Source organism: Clostridium septicum, assembly GCF_003606265.1.
In the GTDB taxonomy this organism is placed as follows: domain Bacteria; phylum Bacillota; class Clostridia; order Clostridiales; family Clostridiaceae; genus Clostridium; species Clostridium septicum.
Genome location: NZ_CP023671.1, coordinates 2,632,789 through 2,650,701, shown reverse-complemented (window position 1 = coordinate 2,650,701; position 17,913 = coordinate 2,632,789). Strand labels below are relative to the sequence as shown.

Sequence of the window (17,913 nt, the reverse complement as noted above, 5' to 3'; positions counted from 1 at the left end):
TTTCCCCCCTCCTTACTACCTTGCTTTAATATTACATTAAATGATAATCATTATCAATATATTTTTATAATAAAACAGCCACTTAACAAAGTGGCCTAAACTTTAAGATTCTATAATGTAACCTGTATTCTCAATGCACTTTCTAATTTCATTTTCATTTGCTTCTTCACCATATATTACTTCAACAGTACCTCTTCCAATATCAACACATACTTGTTGTACGCCTTCTAAGTTATCTAAAGCGTTTTTTACATGTGTCTTACTCATTGTATTAACTAAGCCACTTACATTGTAATGAACTCTTTCCATTATATCACTCCTTTCTATGTAAATTAACAATAATAGTATGTTCAAATATTAAATTAGCTATTCTAAACTATATATTTACATAATATTAATTTATGTAAATATATTAAATTAATTTTCATTGTATTTATTCTCAATTAATTATTGGGATTTTTTTATTAATGATGTATAATATAGTGGAATATGTTTCATATAAATTTACCATAAATTATAACTTTATATTTTATTTGCATATATTTTTATATAAACATACTATTTAAACATTATATAAAACTAATACTTATAGGAGGGCCCTATGGACAGTAACCAATCTAACACTAATCTTGAAAAAAATGTCGTACTATCAGAAAAAAATTATATGTCGCTATTAAAATCAAAATATTTTTTATCAGGTATTGCAATTGTTATTATTTTAGTAGGTTCACTAACTTACATTGGTGTAAGAAATAATAACTTAATTAATAGCTTTGCTGATAAAGTTTATCCTGGTGCATATATTTTGGATAAAGATGTTTCTGGACAAACTGCCGAAGAACTTCATAATACATTAACATCTATGATGGACGTTGAGGGTAACAGACAAATAGATATAACTGTAGGCGATGAATCTTTCCAAACATTTTATAAGGATCTTGAAGTAACAACTCCTTATGAAGAACTTGAAAAAGAAATTTTAAATTACGGAAAAGATAAAGGCTTTTTTCAAAAATCAAAGCTTTTAAAGAACCCTGAAAGAAGAGATTATAAACTTGAGCTTTCTTATAATGAAGATAAGCTTAAGGATTTTGTAAACAAAATAAGTTCATCAGTTAATGTAGAACCTAAAAATGCACAAATAGATATAAATAATGGTATACACATAGTTGATGGTGCTAATGGTTCTAAACTAGACTCTCAGACATTACTTGAAACTTTAAAAGCAAATATTAAAGATATTGACAGTAATGATACCATTGAATTAACTGGAGAAATGAACACTGTAGAACCCTCAGTAAAAGCTGATGCCTTAAAAGGAGTTAATAAAAAGGTTTCTACTTTTTCAACAAATTATCCAGGTGGTCCTAGTGGAACTAATCTAGAAATTGCTGCAAGAAATATAGATAACTCTTTAGTTATGCCTGGTGAAACTTTCTCTTGTGAGTCTGCAATTGGACCTACTACTCCTGAGAATGGATTCGTAATGGCAAATACTTACGTAGCTGGTAAAGTTGTTAAAAATTATGGTGGTGGTGTTTGTCAAGTTGCTTCTACTTTATATAACACTATGCTTAGAGCAGGTATTATACCAACTGAAAGAATGAATCATATGATGACAGTATCTTATGTTCCTATTGGATTAGATGCAACTTTAGCTGATGGTTCAATAGACTTAAAATTCAGAAATGACACTGAGTTCCCAATAGTTATAAATTCACACGCAGGTAATGGAACTCTTACTATTGAATTTTGGTCAAATGACAGTATAACTAACGGAATTAATTATGAGCCTAAAAGCTATCCAAAAGGACCTTTAAGTGCTGAAACTTATTTATACGGATATGATGCAAACGGAAATCAAGTTTACGAAAAATTTATAGATAAAAGCACTTACCAACCTTTTAATAATTAATGAGAAAATAAACCTTCTATTCTAAAAGAATAGAAGGTTTATTTTTTAAGAATTTAAATTTTATTTATATTAATTTTACTATTTTCTTTTACTATTATAGCTAAATCTAGCATCATAAAAAATATAGATATAGGAACTATTATTGCCCATATAACGAAAAAATGATAATATACCATATCTACTAATGGTTGAAAATAATATACTCCTATTAAACATAGAAATGTCCAATAAAATGAAAATCTTAAACTTATTAATCCATTAAAATTATGAGTTAAATTTGAATAGTCCCAATAAACTTTATTAAAAACTTTTTTTAATAAATCACCACTTATATACTCTATTGTAGTTGGTACAATAAAAGAAAGAATTGTCATAATAAGTATGTTTGGGTGACTTATTCTATTAAATACTACTAATATTGTCATTGCAAATCCATACATAGGCTTAAATGGACCTTTTAAAAAACCTTCTTTTTTGAAGTTTCCCTTAATAAAATAAGCATAAACCTCCTCTATTATCCACCCTATAAAGGAATATAGAACAAAATTAAATGCTATCCATAAAAAAAAATTCATAAACACCCTACTTTCTTTTGTATATAAAACTAAAGTAATTAAGATTCTAACCTCCTAATTACTTTAGTATTATCTAGGGGCTAACTTATTTCTAATATTATTATTTAAATAATATTAGAAATAATTAACCATTAGATACTCATATTATGAGCAACTTTTTTTATTTTATTCACAATTTTAAACTAAACTATTTAACTTCTTTCATAAAGGCAAAAAATATATTCCCTTATATGTAATTTCATATTTATTATATTTTCTTTTAAATTCTCCACTTAAATCCCTTAATTTTATAAATAAATACTAAAAAAATGCAAGATATATTATTGACAAGTTGCAAAAATGGTGATATATTAATTTCAACAAATGAATAATTAAAAGCTAAGAAGAGAAGAAGTAACTAATTGAAACTAGTTTAAGAGAGTGGGTGATGGTGTAATACCCATACTAAGCCATTAGCGAATAACATCTCGGAGCTTCCACTGGAAATTTATATTTATTAAATTTATATAAATAGTACATCTGGACGGAACCAATCTGTTAGAAATTGGACAGTATCGAATTTTGTTTTTATTTTATTCTGTACTGATATTGAGTGAACTTATTTATGTTAACATAGGTGGTACCGCGGAAGATATGCCTTTCGTCCTATATTTAGGACGAGGGTTTTTTTTATATTTAAAATTTAAGATGCATCTTAAACTGATTATTAATTCTGAAAAATAAAATATATCATTTTAATAATTTCATAAAATAAGAAAATTAGATTTAGAAAGAGGGATAAATAATGTGCAAAGAAAGATTAATATTACCTAAGGGATATAAACCACATTTATCATTAAGAGAAACTGAAATAGCTATTAAAGCAGTAAAGGATTTTTTTGAAAGTGAACTTTCAAAAGCATTAAACTTAACTAGAGTTTCTGCTCCACTATTTGTTGAAAGAAATACCGGTTTAAATGATGCTTTAAATGGTACTGAAAGACCTGTATCTTTTGATATGAGAGGTATTGATGGAAGTAGTTTCGAAATTGTTCACTCACTTGCTAAGTGGAAGAGAATGGCTTTATATCGATATGGCTTCTCTCCAAATGAAGGACTTTATACAGATATGAATGCAATAAGAAGAGATGAAGATTTAGATAACACTCATTCTACTTACGTTGACCAATGGGATTGGGAAAGAATCATAACAAAGGAACAAAGAACTGAAGAAACTTTAAGAAGTATAGTTAAAACAATATATGAAGTATTCAAAAAAACAGAAAAGTTCCTTTCATCAAAATATGAATATTTCGATGAAATATTACCAGAAGATATTTACTTTATAACAGCTCAAGAACTTGAAGATAAATATCCTACTCTAACTTCAAAAGAAAGAGAAGATGCTATATGTAGAGAAAAGAAAGCTGTATTTATCCAAGGAATTGGTGGTGCTTTAGCATCTGGAGAAAAACATGATGGTAGATCCCCTGACTATGATGATTGGAGCTTAAATGGAGATATATTATTCTATTATCCTGTATTTGATAAAGCTCTTGAGTTATCATCAATGGGTATTAGAGTTGATGAAACTGCTCTTTTAAATCAGTTAAAAGTATCTGGTTGTGAAGATAGAAAAGAACTTGATTTCCATAAAAAATTACTTCAAGGAAAATTACCTTATACTGTTGGTGGTGGAATTGGACAATCAAGAATTTGTATGTTCTTCTTAAGAAAAGCTCATGTTGGTGAAGTACAAGCTTCTGTATGGCCTGAAGAAATGATAGAAATTTGTGAAGAACATAACATACACTTACTATAAAAAAAAAGAGGATTTTTTAAAAATCCTCTTTTTTAGTAATTTCAATACTATTATTCATATTAACTCTTATATATATATTTTAATGCAGATCTTTCATTATGAAATTTTCTTAAAATATTTAATTTATAATCTACTAACTCATATTCTCCATCTAACTTTGATGATATAACCCCAACATCTTTAACTCCTGTAAATGATTGATATTCTGCTAAACTTTCCTTAGTTATATTACCAATTTTTCTATCAAAACTATATATTTTAGGTACTCTATATTGTAGAATCAATATATTTTCATCATTAAATGCTATATCATTTGTATAACCTTGGATGTCTAAATTAATAATCTCATTATCCTTAGTTTTCATATTATATATTACAAATCTACTTTCAGATTCATCTTGTAGTAAATACCCAATCTCATCATTATTTACAGCTATTTGCCTTACTAATTTAGGATCTTCTTTTACTTCTTTTACAAATGTTTTCTCTCCCGTTTCGAGATCCAAACCTACTAAAGCATTAAATCCAGTTTCTACCTCTTCAATTCCATAAAGCTTATTATCTGATTTAGCATAGTCCATTACAACTTTTAGATTTCTAATATTGAACCCACTAAAATGCTTAAGTATTTTATTGCTTTCAGAATCTCTCTCAACTACTTCTCCATTTACTAATACCTGAATAAATCTTTTGTCATCTAAGCTTACTCTTATACTCCTATTTTGGTCACCTCTTAAAAGATATTTAAAGCAATTCTTTCCTTCTTCAATCTCACTATATTCTTCTGACATATCTAATATATAATTATCTATTATCATTCTTCCCTTTATATACCCTGTATTCTCTAATGCTCTTAAATATAAACTTTCTTCATTAGTGTCATAAAAATAATTATTATAAACTATTTTCCCTCCAGACTCATACAAATCAGTAATTGTAGAACATCTTTCTAATATTTGTTTCTCTTTTAAATTATCTTTTAAATCTATCTGTATAAAATCATCATATCCACCATTAAGCTTAAATGTATATATTTTATCTTCATACATTAAAAGCTCTTCCTTATATAAAGATTGACTTTCATTAATAACTTGTCCATTGTTTATATCAATAATATATATTTTATTATTAACTATATATGCCGCCTTATCTTTAAATATTGTAACTGGAATCTTTTCTATAGTTTTAAATTTTCCAATTTGTAATACCTTATTAGTTTTTAAATTTTTAATCTCAACTTTAGACTCCCCATCATTAAAATATGAATATATTAAATTTTCTCCTTGTATTTCAAAATCTTTTATTGAATGAGAAACTTTGCCTTTTGTATCTACTCTAACTAATACTTTAACTTCTCTTGTTGATATATTTATACCTATAATTTCTTCCTTTGCAATTGTTTGAGTTAAAATCCAATTATTAAAGACCTTTGTTACTGAAATATCAATTGGATATTGATTTTCTGAAAAATCCAATTGATATTTTTCCTCTTTTTTAGTAACTTTATCGTAAGTTACTAAATTCAACTTCTTAAAATCACCAGTAAAATTATTCTCATTTTTATCAATCCCATAATAAACTTTATCATTTGCACCTAATATTTCTGCCGATTTAATTTTATTATTTTCACAAAAATTTAAAATTACTCCAATTATTATACTAACTATTAATAAATATATTACTATTCCTTTCTTTCTCATAAAATTCTATATCCCATCCTCTCAAAATTACACACTATACTATTATATACGTAAATTGGGAAAATTTAAATATTTTATTTCTTTTATCTACAAATTTCACTGAAACTTATTTTCTGCACATTAAACAACCATCTAAAATATATTAATTACTATAAGTAATATTAGGAGCAATATTGTGAAAAAAAGAAAATCTAAATATGACAATATTAATTTATTTCCTGCTGTTAAAAACACAAAATCTAATAGTCTTTATGGATATATAAATAATAGCGGTAAATTTGTTATACTTCCTACTTTTGAATATGCTTCAAATTTTAATTCTGATGGTTTAGCTATAGTTGTCAAAAACAATTTAACTGGAGTAATTGATACTACCGGAAAATTTATAGTTGAACCTACCTTCTCCAATATTGAAGAATTTAGCGAAGGTCGTGCTGTTTGTACTTTTACCGATGGTTCCATGGGAATTATTGATAAACTAGGTAATATAATTACTAAAAAAAAATATCAATACATTAGTAAATTTAATAATTTAAGAGCTGTTGTTGCTAATCCTAAACCTAATGGTAATTATCTTTACGGGTATATAGATATTGATGGAAATGAAGTTATAAAACTTCAATACATTAATGCAAATGATTTTATAGATGAAGTGGCTATTGTCCAAATAAATAATGATAGATTTGAACTAATAGATGTTGATGGATTTGTTATATCATCTTATAAATATAGATTTGTAGGCTTATATGGTGAAGGGGTAATGGCTTTTGGTAATGATCCACTTGGTCCCTTAGGCTATATGGATGAAAATGGGGATATTTTAATTAAACCAATGTTTTATTCTGCTACGCCATTTAAAGACGGTGTGGCAATTGTAAGCACCACTGAAAATTTTAATGGTCCCTTTGGTGTTATAAATAAACTTGGTGAATTTATTTACTCACCTATTTATAGCGATATAAAATCATTAGGGGAAAATAGGCTTGCCCTAGGTATGCCTCTTGGAAATGCCAATAAAATAGTAAATAGTATATATGCTCTTGGAACAACTGAATGTAATGTATTAACTGAATTTATTTATTTGAATATAGATAAATTCGATAACAACTTAGCTTCTGCATATAATTACAATAGCACATTCTTTATAAATTCAAGCGGTAATATTATACCTTCACTTCCTAAAGTAAAAGGAAGTGGAACTTTAGAGCTTTTAAACAATATAATTTCTGCAAATGTTGACTATATGAAATTATATATTTCATTATCAGGAAAATTAATATATAAACCAAATTCTCTAATACTTTTAAGTAGAATTTATTCTGTTAATAAGCTTAAATATAAACCAAATGTAAATTACTTAGTTTATTATCCAAAGGTAAATTTAAAATCAAATAATCTTACAGAAATGAAAATAAATAATCGTCTAAAAACTTTATCCAATTTAAAAGAAATAGATAAATATGATGATTTATCATTTTCATATTTAGGAGATTTTTCTATAAGCTTCTTCCATAAAAATCTACTAGTTCTTAAAATGACAGGATATAATTATCCATTTGGAGCTGCTCATGGATTAGAAACATTAATAACACCTAATATAAACCTTAAAACTGGAGAATTTTATAATATTAGTGATTTATTTAAATCTTCTCTTTATTGGGTTAGAGAAATCGATAATATCATAAATAATGAAATAAAAACTAATCCTAATTATGAAAGTGTTTATCCAGATGGATTTAAAGGTATAAAAGATAATCAAGGATTCTATGTTGATAAAAATTTCTTATATATTTATTTCCCTCCTTATGAAATAGCACCTCATTCATCTGGTTTTGTTACATTTAAAATACCTTTTAGCAAAATAGAAAATATTATAAATAAAAAAGGTTCTTTTTATAAAGCATTTAATTAATAAAAATCACTTCCCTTAAACTAATAAATAGCTACAATAGCTTGTAATATTAAACACTTTAGTAATCTATATAATATAAATTGGCTGTTTTAAAACAGCCAATTTATATTATAAAAGATTTTTTGAGAGAATAGATAATTCTGTGTAATTATCATTTTTATTATTTTAATATTACTGGAAATTTTCATTTCCAGTAATATTTTTTTATATTTAAGAAATACTAATAATGTTTCTTATTACCTTTTTTAGTATTTCAAAAAAATCTAATAGTATGCATATAATTTATAAAAAGTACAAGCTTTTAAGCTAATTCATCTTTTAATTGATCTTCAAATATTATTGATAGCTCTGCTAACGTAGCACCCCAATTATGTATAGGCTGAGTCCATTTTTCTAGTATCTCCATCGTTGCTAAGTAAACACACTTATTTAAAGATTCATCAGTTGGGAATATGACTCTAACTTTAGTGAATTTACGTATTTGACGATTAAAACCTTCTAAGATATTTGTAGTATAAATCATCTTTCTTATAGTTGGAGAGAAGTCGAAAAATGTTGAAAGGTTACTCCAATTATTATACCAGGAATCTATTACTATTCCATATTTATCTCCCCATCTCTCCTTTAAATTATCTAGCTGTGCTAACGCAAGTTCCTCTGTTGTAGCCTTATAAACCTCCTTCAAATCTTTCATAAATGCTTTTTTATCTTTTGAAGCTATGTATTTTATTGAATTTCTTATTTGATGAACAATACATGTTTGAATATTTACTGATGGAAATACTGTTTTTATAGCTTGTGGAAGCCCTTTTAATCCATCCATACAAGCAATTAAAATTTCTTTTACACCTCTATTTTTTAAATCATTGCAAATTCCTAACCAGAATTTAGCACCTTCAGCTTCATCAACCCATATACCTAAAATATCTTTATATCCTTCCATAGTGTATCCTAAGCATATATAGACAGCCTTGTTAACTATCTTTCCATTACTTCTAACTTTAAAGTACATAGCATCTAAATAAACTATTGGATATATTTTATCTAATGCTCTATTTTGCCATTCGGCGGCGCTAGCAAGCACTTTATCAGTTATTTTAGATACCATCGATGGTGATATAGTTATTCCATATAAGTCTTCAATTTCAGCCTGAATATCAGATGTTGACATACCTTTAGCATATAAAGATATAATCTTTTTATCTAACTCAGTACACACAGTTTCATATTTTTTTATAATTTGTGGCTCAAATTCAGCATTTCTATCACGGGGTACGTCTAGGTCGACGTCACCGAAGGAACTTCTTAAATTTTTGCGACTATAACCATTCCTGTAGTTCTTCTTAGTTTGATCAACTGCTTCTACACGTTCATATTTATTTCTTCCTAGATGTTCTTCCATTTCACCTTCTAATATATTTTCAAGAACATCTTTAACTAATCTTTGTATTAATCCGTTTTTACCCATCACATCATCGATTGTTTTACATCTTTTAATTTCCTCGTTGTAATCAAAGTTGGTATCAATTTTTCTTGTCATAATAATTCCTCCTAATTTATATAGTATATTATTCCAAAACTTCCAACTGTTAATACAAAAAAAACAGTAGATAGTTTTGTTTTTACACAAAACTATCTACTGTCTCGATTTTTTATATATTTTTAACTAATACATACCTTCTTAGCCCATCATATTTGATTTTATCTTTAGCAATTTTATATCCTAATTTCTCAAAAGTATTTACACTAAATTTATTATATGGAGATGCTGTAGCACATAATATATTCATTTTATTTTCCTTTGCTATTTCTTCAAAAGCTTCACAAATTATTTTTTGAATACCATTGCCTCTAAATTCATCTCTAACAACTGTAGATTCTATTTGTCCAACTCTTAGCAACTCATTTCCTTCCAAGCCTATATCATATCCATAATTTCCAGAATCATATCCTTTTTCTATATAAACTCCCATAGCTACTAAAAGCTTATCTTTTGTAAAATACCCTATTATCTTCCCACCTTTATTTAGATACTCTATAAACTCTTCTCTTTCTGTAGGAGCATATAACTCTTTGTTTTCCAATCCATTTAATATAATATCCTGAAGCTCTAGTATTTTATCTATGTAACTAGAATCCATTTCTCTCAATTTAACCTCTATGATCTTTCCATCTTTTCTTTTTAAAATCAATTCCTTTTTCATTATATTCCTCCTATCTAAAAACACCTATTATACTATAAAAGCTATTTCTAGATTTCTTAGAAATAGCTTTATTATATATTTTATACTTTCTTTACTTCTTTTGTACATACATTTATGAAAATTTAAATATTCATATAAAACATTAACTTTTCTATTTATATTTATTAAATTTAGATATATAATTTTAATAATACATTTTATAGATTAATTAGGAGGATTTATGCCAAGTTTAATTTTAGAAGGTGGAACTTTTAGACCTATTTTCAGTGCTGGAGTTATGGATGCTCTTTTAGATAATGATGTTATGTTTCCTTACTGTATTGGAGTTTCTGCTGGAATAACAAATGGTTTTTCCTATTTGTCTAGGCAAAAAAGAAGAAATTTAGATATATTAGAATCTTACAGAAATGATAAACGTTACTTAAGCGTTAAGAATTTTTTTAAATGTAAAAGTTTATTTGGATTAGATTTTATTTTTGATGAAATTCCTAATAAACTAAGTCCTTTTGATATGGATACATTCTTAAAATATAATGGTACAGCATTAGTTGGTGTAACAAATGCTATTACTGGACAAACTGAATATTTAGATGGAAAAACTATTGATGAAAAATGTACTATTCTTAGAGCTACTTGTGCTATTCCATTATTTTTTCCAGCTATAAGAATAAATAATAATTATTATTATGATGGTGGTATATGTGATCCTATACCTATACAAAAAGCCATATCAGATGGTAACGAAAAACATCTTATTATACTTACACGCCCTAAAGGATATAGAAAGCAATTTAGCAGAAAAAATCTTTTTGCTTCTAAAATACTTACTAAAAAATATCCTGAATTAAATAATAGTCTGCTTAATAGGCATAGACTTTATAATGAACAAGTAGAATTTTGTGAAAAACTTGAAAGAGAAGGAAAAGCTCTAATACTAAGACCTAGAGAAAACCAAGCTATAGAAAGCTTTGAAAAAAATGTTGATAAGTTAAGAGAAGGTTATTTTAATGGATATAATTTGGCTATTGAAAAAATGGATGAAATAAAAAATTTATTTCTCTAATTTTAATATCACAAATAAAAGCATCAAAGAACTATATAGTTCTTTGATGTCAGACTGCTGACAAAGTGTCAGCAGTCTGAGATAACTTATAATAAGAGAGTGTAAAATAGTCTGTGTAAACTTCAGAAAATGATATAATAAATTATCAATTATGGAGGGAACACAGACTATGTCATTTTCAAAGGAAGAATTAATAAAAATATTAGCAAAGAATCCAAATATTAAAACAGCTGAAGATATTCAAAATGTTTTAAAAGACTTATTTGGAGGAATGCTTCAGCAAATGCTGGAAGCCGAATTAGATAATCATCTTGGATATGAGAAACATGATTACCAAAATAAAAACACAACTAATAGCCGTAATGGCAAGAGCCGAAAAACTATGAAATCCAATCTTGGCTACTTCGACTTAGATGTTCCAAGAGATAGAGAAGGTTCTTTTGAGCCTGAAATAGTAAAAAAACATCAAACTGATGTTTCACATTTAGAAAGCTCAATAATTGGGATGTATGATAAGGGAATGACTACAAGAGATATAGCATCACAAGTAAATGAAATATACGGAATGGACATATCACCAACATTAGTTTCTAATATAACAGATAAAGTAATTCCAATGATTAGAGAATGGCAAAGCCGTCCGTTGGAAACAGTATATCCTATAGTATTTATGGATGCTATTCACTTTAAAGTGAGAAAAGATAACACCGTTGTTTCGAAAGCAGCCTACGCTGCGATTGGAGTAAATATTGAAGGAAAAAAAGATGTTCTTGGTATATGGATAGGAGCATCAGAGTCATCAAAATATTGGTTGCTTGTTCTGAATGAGTTAAAAAATAGAGGCGTAAAAGATATACTAATTGCTTCAGTTGATGGGTTAGTAGGGTTTAACGAAGCCATTAGAGCTGTTTATCCGAACACTGAAATTCAAAGATGTATTATTCATCAAATAAGAAATTCAAGTAAATACTTATCTTATAAGGATTTAAAAGCTTTCAATGCAGATTTAAAACTAGTTTACACCGCTTCTCTGAGGAGGTCGCATTAGCGGAATTAGATAGATTAGAAGAAAAATGGGGAGAAAAATACTTAATAGCAGTAAGGTCTTGGAGAAATAACTGGAATGAGTTATCAACATTCTTTAAATATCCACCAGAGATTAGAAAAATAATATATACAACTAATGCAATGGAAAGTTATAATCGTCAACTGAGAAAAGTTACTAAAACTAAATCTATATTTCCGAATGATGAATCATTAATGAAGATTTTATACCTTGCTACCGTTGATATAACAAAGAAATGGACCCAATCAATACGAGGATGGGCTCAAATTTTAGCTCAACTATCAATCTTCTTCGAAGGTCGTTTAGACGACCAGTTGTTCTAAAAAATATTTAGTCTAACTCTTATTAAAGTGCAGATTATTATGTAAAATTTATCAATTAAAGAAAAATAAAGGTTGGATGTTGTATTAACCTTTCCAACCTTTAAAATAAAACTAAATTTTCTAAAGTTTACACAAAAATATTGACAGACTCTATAATAAGTTATCTTTTTATCTAAAACTTTAAACCCGAAACTTGCTTAAACATATTTAATTCATTTTCTGATTCTACTTCTACTAAACTCTCATTCCATTCTTTATCAAAGCTTATTTTAAAAAGTTCAATATGATTTTTGTCATTAACGGGTGCTAATGCAACATACTCTTTACCACATATTAATCTTTGATCTAATATAGCATAATCAACTTTCTTTCCATTTTCATCATTAAAAGACATAATTTTTTCTTCCATAAAAACTTCACTCCCATAGTTTAATACTTTTATTATTTATATAAACTACAGGAAATATACTATATTACAAAGATAATATTATTATGAAGCTATAAAATTACTTTTAATACTTTCTGTTACAGATTTATGTCTAACATTTGCCACGTCGAAACTACAAACTCTAAATATAATTTGTATACTTGTTCCTAAAAATAAAGCTGTTATAATAGTTCCTAAACCTACTCTTCCTCCTAATATAAAACCTAGGATTAAAACTGTTATTTCTATACTAGACCTTATAAACTTAATAGATTTATTAAACTTTTTACTAAGAGATACCATTACACCATCTCTTGGACCACATCCCAATGCACATCCTATGTATAAATAACATCCAAGTCCCATAACTAACATTCCAAATATCATCATAATTACTCCCATAAAAATATTACTAGCTACAGGAATTATATTCATAGCAATAATCATGTCTATAAACTTTCCTACTATTATCATATTTAAAATTGTCCCTACCCCTAGCTTTTCTCCAAGTGCTAATCCAAGTAGGACACATACCACACCTACGGCTATACTTGCCTCTCCTATAGTCATTCCAGTTAACTTTGAAATACCTTGATGAAAAACATCCCATGGTGATAATCCTAAATTTGAATTTAACATTAACACAGTGGAGCTTGCACAGAGTATAAATCCTACAAGTAATCTTATTAATTTTAATATTTTATTTTTCAATACTTTTAATCCCCCTATTGTTATTACATTTCACCTTTAAATCTTTTTAAAAGCAATAATTCTAATTTAATACTTTTTGATATTCTAGTCAATATGCAATAACTAATGATTTTTAAGTTTAAGGCAAATAAAATATTATTTATACCAAATAAGAGTTAAAGTAAATATTTACTTTAACTCTTAACTAATTTCATATTCAATTCTAAATATATGAAAACTCTATATTACATCTTTCACTTTTACCTATTGTTAATTCTTTATTTATACCACTTTCTTCATCTTCTGCCATGGTTATATTTGGAATAGTAAATATAAATTCACATCCCTGTCCGTACTTGCTTTTTACTTCTATACTACCATTATGCATTTCTACTAATGATTTAACTAAATTTAGTCCTATTCCACTTCCTAATGAATTACGAGTTATCTTATTATCAACTTGCTCAAATCTATTAAAAATATGTTCTAATCTATCTTCTGGAATACCTATACCATTATCTTTTACTGAAATCTTAACTTCTTTTTCAGTACTGCTTATACAAACAAAAATTTCTCCATTCTTTTCAGTGTACTTAGTTGCATTTGATAATAAATTAAGCATAATTCTTTCTATCTTTTCTAAATCGCAAGCTACCATTAACTCTTCAGTATCTGTATCAAATGTTAATTTTATTCCCTTACTTTCAACAAGTTGTACTGAAGATAATGTAATATCCTCTACTATTTTTATAATATTATAATTTCCTTTTTGTAATTGTAAATATCCATTATCAATTTTACCTTGGTCTATAATATTATTAACTAATTTTAATAATCTATATGAATTTTGTCTTATTGACTTTATATACCTATTTATATCTACATCACTATCCGCATATATTTTGCCATTTTCTATATTCATATCTAGTAACTGCATAGTGGATAAAATTATATTTAGTGGTGTTTTAAGTTCATGAGACATATTAGCAAAATATTCACTTTTTATAGTTTCTAATTTCATATCCTCTTCTAATAATTTATTTTTTCTCTCCATTAGAACAGCTTCTGTTATATCTTTACCTGAACTTATAAAAATATCCTTATCTTTCATATACCTTATTTGCCATGAAATCCATTTATAAGTTTTATCTTTACATAACTGCCTATTAATTAATCTATAATTTTCATATTGATTACTCATTATAATTCTAGCTTCATCTCGCTCATCTGCATAAACATACTCTATGAACTTTTTTCCTAAAACATCTTTTTCGTTCCACCCTAAAATATTTTTCCAATTTCCATTTATTTTAATAAGTTTACCATTACTATCAATAACACTTACAACTTCATTTCCTGTATTAAAAAGTACATTAACATCTTTTTCAGCTTCTAATTTTTCTTCTACATTTTTTTTCACTTCATCAAATAGTATATTATTTTTAATAATAATACCTAACTGATTGCATATAGCATCTATTAAAATATTTTCTATATGTACTGGAATAACTCTTGACTTATATCCTATAATTAATAATCCTATTGCTTTTTTTTCAAATTTAATTGGATATACTGCAATATAATCTAATTCGCTTCTCCACTTATACATCCCATCTACTTTATTTGTATATATTTCTTTAACACAATTGGATACTTTATTTTCATTAATCCATCTTTCTATTTCTTCTGCTTCAACTTTTGTTAAACCATAATTTGAATATAAATTCAATCCATCTTCTTTAAAGTCGTACAAATATATACCTGCACCTTTTGCACCAAATCGCCCTACAATATGTGGTCCTAATTCATTTAATAAACTATCTTTATTTACTTTTCTATTTTTCTTATCAAATAAATTATATATAGTTAATAAATCAAAGTCACTCTTAACAACATCCTCGTTAATTAACTTTTTAAGGGTTATATTATGTGCAATACCTATTAGTGCCTTTATTTCTCCAAACTTATCTACTATAGGCTTTTTGTAGCATTCTATAATACATTCTTTTCCATCAATCCAGATTTTTTCTTCTGAAATAATTTCCTCTTTAGTTCTTAGTGCTTCTTCATCAGATTTAATTACTGAAGATTTAAGTCTTGTAGATAAAATTTCATCTATTTTTTTGCCATAAATATCTTTTTTATTTTTACCTAAAAATTTTTGAAATGCATTATTAACATAAACATATCTACATTTACTATCTTTAACACTTACATAATAAGGTATATCCTCAAATAGCTCTTCAATATCTGTTCTGAAATGTACTTTTTCTTCTATTTCCTTTCCTATAATATAATATACATATTGATTTTTAAAAAGCCTCTTTATAACTTTAATATCTAAATTAACTAAATCATTATTTTTACTAAATAATCTTAAATAATAACTGCTAGGTTTCTTTTCTATTATCTCTTTAATATTATTTTCTAATATAATATTATTTATATTTTTTCCTAATAATTCTTTATTACAATACTCCAGTCTTTTTAAGAAAGCTTTATTTATATATAATATCTCACCATTTTTATTTACTAATATTATATTCTCATCTAACAAATCTAAAAAAGAAGCGTTATCACTTTCTATGAAATCATTATTGTACTCCAAAATTACCCCTTTCCCTAATTAACTAGGTACATCTTAATCAAATTTAACATTACGCCCATAATTATACAATATTATCGATATTTTTTAAAGATATTTTAATTGTATCTTTGATTTATATTTAAAATTCGACAAATTTATCTTATAAAAATACAGGTCATGAATTTCTTAAAAATCCATGACCTAATTTAATACTATTTTTATTAATTATTTAATATATAAAATTTCTTTTCAAAGTTTTATCTTTACTATAAGAAAACTATATATTTGTTTTAATAAATTTTATAATACTCTATTTATAATATCATTTATAATTTAAATATATTTTATAAATTATTTCTACATTTTGCATTAAAATATCTATATTACATAGTTATATATATCTGCAAACTCAATATTACATTTTTCAACTCTACATGAAGTTAGATTCTTACTTTCTTTTTTATTACAGTCATCTTTTAACACTTTTTTAGGTAACTCAAAAGAAAATTCACTTCCTTCTCCTATCTTACTTTTAACATGGACCTCTCCCCCATGCATATCTACTAATAGTTTTACTAAAGTTAAACCTATTCCACTTCCTAAAACCTTCTTAGAATACTCATTATCCACTCTCCTAAACCGATCAAATATATAACCTAATTCATTTTCAGGAATTCCTATTCCATTATCTTTTATAGAAATAGTTACTTTATCTTCGCTTGACTTTAAATCAACTCTAATTTCTCCCTTATTTTCAGTATATTTAACTGCGTTAGATAAAAGGTTTAACATAATTCTTTCTATTTTATCTGGATCACAACAAATTATAAGTTCTTCAATATCTGTATCAAAAACTAAATTTATACCTTTGCTCTCAACAAAAGGAGCTATAGATAAGGTTATATCTTCTACTATATTAACTATATCATGATTTCCAAGATCCAATTCATAATATCCACTTTGTATTTTACTCTTATCTATTAGATTATTTACAAGCCTTAATAACCTATATGAATTTTGCTTAATTGTATTCATATATTTTTTTAAATTAACTTCGTTATCCAAGTTTATTTTTTTAGTATCTATTTTATTATTTATTAATTGCATAGTTGCTAAAATAATATTTAATGGTGTTTTAAATTCATGCGATACGTTTGCAAAAAGTTCACTTTTTATATTTTCTATCTCATTAGAATCTTCCTCAATAGCTTCTTTTAAAATTAATGTATATGATATCTCTTCATTCCATACTCCTTCAAGTATATAACCAATAAAATTTATTTTTTCATTATTTTTAGAATATAATTCTAAAGAAATTTTCTTTTCTAATCTATTTATTTTCTTTAAAATATTCTTTCCATACGTATCTTTAATTGAGTATCCTACCCTTTTTAAAATAGATTTATTTGAATATAATATTTCTCCCTTTCTATTAATAATAAGTATATAATCATCTAATAAATTTATAAATGACTCACTCTCTTCATTGTTAAATAATTTATTGCCACACAAATTACTCAATCCTTTCCCTATTCCCTTATTAAAATCCCACTATATTATTATACAATATATTTCCATTCTCTTAAAGTATTTTCCATAATTTTATAATATTTCTAGTATTTATTTTAATTTACAATCTTATTCTTACTT

At 26.1% G+C, this 17,913-nt stretch carries 13 protein-coding genes, 1 pseudogene and 1 other annotated feature; of the genes and pseudogenes, 5 read left to right on the top strand and 9 right to left on the bottom strand.

Annotation, left to right across the window (positions count from 1 at the left end; translation table 11 throughout):
* Positions 1 to 102: 102 nt before the first annotated feature.
* Entirely contained in the window at positions 103 to 309 is a 207-nt protein-coding gene (locus CP523_RS12205; protein WP_066673562.1) for a heavy-metal-associated domain-containing protein, read from the bottom strand.
* Between the two features lie 292 nt (positions 310 to 601).
* Here CP523_RS12205 and CP523_RS12200 point away from each other — a divergent pair, with 292 nt between their 5' ends.
* Entirely contained in the window at positions 602 to 1,915 is a 1,314-nt protein-coding gene (locus CP523_RS12200; RefSeq protein WP_066673560.1) for a VanW family protein, read from the top strand.
* A gap of 53 nt (positions 1,916 to 1,968) precedes the next feature.
* Here the strand turns inward: CP523_RS12200 and CP523_RS12195 are convergent, their stop codons facing one another.
* The gene (locus CP523_RS12195) at positions 1,969 to 2,490 is read right to left on the bottom strand and encodes a putative ABC transporter permease (RefSeq protein ID WP_066673559.1); all 522 of its coding nucleotides are present in this window, start codon (positions 2,488 to 2,490) and stop codon (positions 1,969 to 1,971) included.
* A 371-nt stretch (positions 2,491 to 2,861) separates the two neighbouring features.
* Positions 2,862 to 3,141, top strand: a binding site (T-box leader).
* 133 nt (positions 3,142 to 3,274) lie between these two features.
* Between CP523_RS12195 and asnA the strand changes: the two genes are divergently transcribed.
* Positions 3,275 to 4,291 carry an aspartate--ammonia ligase gene (asnA, locus tag CP523_RS12190; protein WP_066673556.1) on the top strand — a complete coding sequence of 339 codons (1,017 nt, stop codon included), beginning with the start codon at positions 3,275 to 3,277 and terminating at the stop codon, positions 4,289 to 4,291.
* 59 nt (positions 4,292 to 4,350) lie between these two features.
* On the opposite strand, the gene CP523_RS12185 is transcribed toward asnA, so the two are convergent.
* Positions 4,351 to 5,991, bottom strand: coding sequence for a hypothetical protein (locus CP523_RS12185; protein ID WP_120140906.1), 1,641 nt, complete (start codon positions 5,989 to 5,991; stop codon positions 4,351 to 4,353).
* 175 nt (positions 5,992 to 6,166) lie between these two features.
* Between CP523_RS12185 and CP523_RS12180 the strand changes: the two genes are divergently transcribed.
* Positions 6,167 to 7,903 carry a WG repeat-containing protein gene (locus CP523_RS12180; protein WP_083089363.1) on the top strand — a complete coding sequence of 579 codons (1,737 nt, stop codon included), beginning with the start codon at positions 6,167 to 6,169 and terminating at the stop codon, positions 7,901 to 7,903.
* 301 nt (positions 7,904 to 8,204) lie between these two features.
* Here CP523_RS12180 and CP523_RS12175 read toward each other — a convergent pair whose 3' ends face one another.
* On the bottom strand, positions 8,205 to 9,443 hold the full coding sequence (locus CP523_RS12175; RefSeq protein WP_120140384.1) for an IS256 family transposase: 1,239 nt from the start codon (positions 9,441 to 9,443) through the stop codon (positions 8,205 to 8,207).
* A 112-nt stretch (positions 9,444 to 9,555) separates the two neighbouring features.
* The gene (locus CP523_RS12170) at positions 9,556 to 10,107 is read right to left on the bottom strand and encodes a GNAT family N-acetyltransferase (protein WP_066673550.1); all 552 of its coding nucleotides are present in this window, start codon (positions 10,105 to 10,107) and stop codon (positions 9,556 to 9,558) included.
* A gap of 220 nt (positions 10,108 to 10,327) precedes the next feature.
* Between CP523_RS12170 and CP523_RS12165 the strand changes: the two genes are divergently transcribed.
* Complete coding sequence (locus CP523_RS12165; RefSeq protein WP_066673544.1) at positions 10,328 to 11,170, top strand: patatin-like phospholipase family protein; 843 nt, start codon at positions 10,328 to 10,330, stop codon at positions 11,168 to 11,170.
* 169 nt (positions 11,171 to 11,339) lie between these two features.
* Positions 11,340 to 12,559: pseudogene (locus tag CP523_RS12160) on the top strand (IS256 family transposase).
* Between the two features lie 172 nt (positions 12,560 to 12,731).
* Here CP523_RS12160 and CP523_RS12155 read toward each other — a convergent pair.
* The 4 genes from CP523_RS12155 to CP523_RS12140 form a co-directional block, all read right to left on the bottom strand.
* Positions 12,732 to 12,968 carry a DUF1292 domain-containing protein gene (locus CP523_RS12155; RefSeq protein WP_066673541.1) on the bottom strand — a complete coding sequence of 79 codons (237 nt, stop codon included), beginning with the start codon at positions 12,966 to 12,968 and terminating at the stop codon, positions 12,732 to 12,734.
* Between the two features lie 81 nt (positions 12,969 to 13,049).
* Entirely contained in the window at positions 13,050 to 13,697 is a 648-nt protein-coding gene (locus tag CP523_RS12150; protein WP_066673536.1) for a YczE/YyaS/YitT family protein, read from the bottom strand.
* A 202-nt stretch (positions 13,698 to 13,899) separates the two neighbouring features.
* Positions 13,900 to 16,284: a sensor histidine kinase gene (locus CP523_RS12145; RefSeq protein WP_066673532.1), complete on the bottom strand. Its 2,385-nt coding sequence runs from the start codon at positions 16,282 to 16,284 to the stop codon at positions 13,900 to 13,902.
* Positions 16,285 to 16,641: 357 nt separating this feature from the next.
* Positions 16,642 to 17,775, bottom strand: a complete 1,134-nt coding sequence (locus tag CP523_RS12140; RefSeq protein ID WP_128499405.1) for a sensor histidine kinase — start codon at positions 17,773 to 17,775, stop codon at positions 16,642 to 16,644.
* Between the last annotated feature and the right edge of the window lie 138 nt (positions 17,776 to 17,913).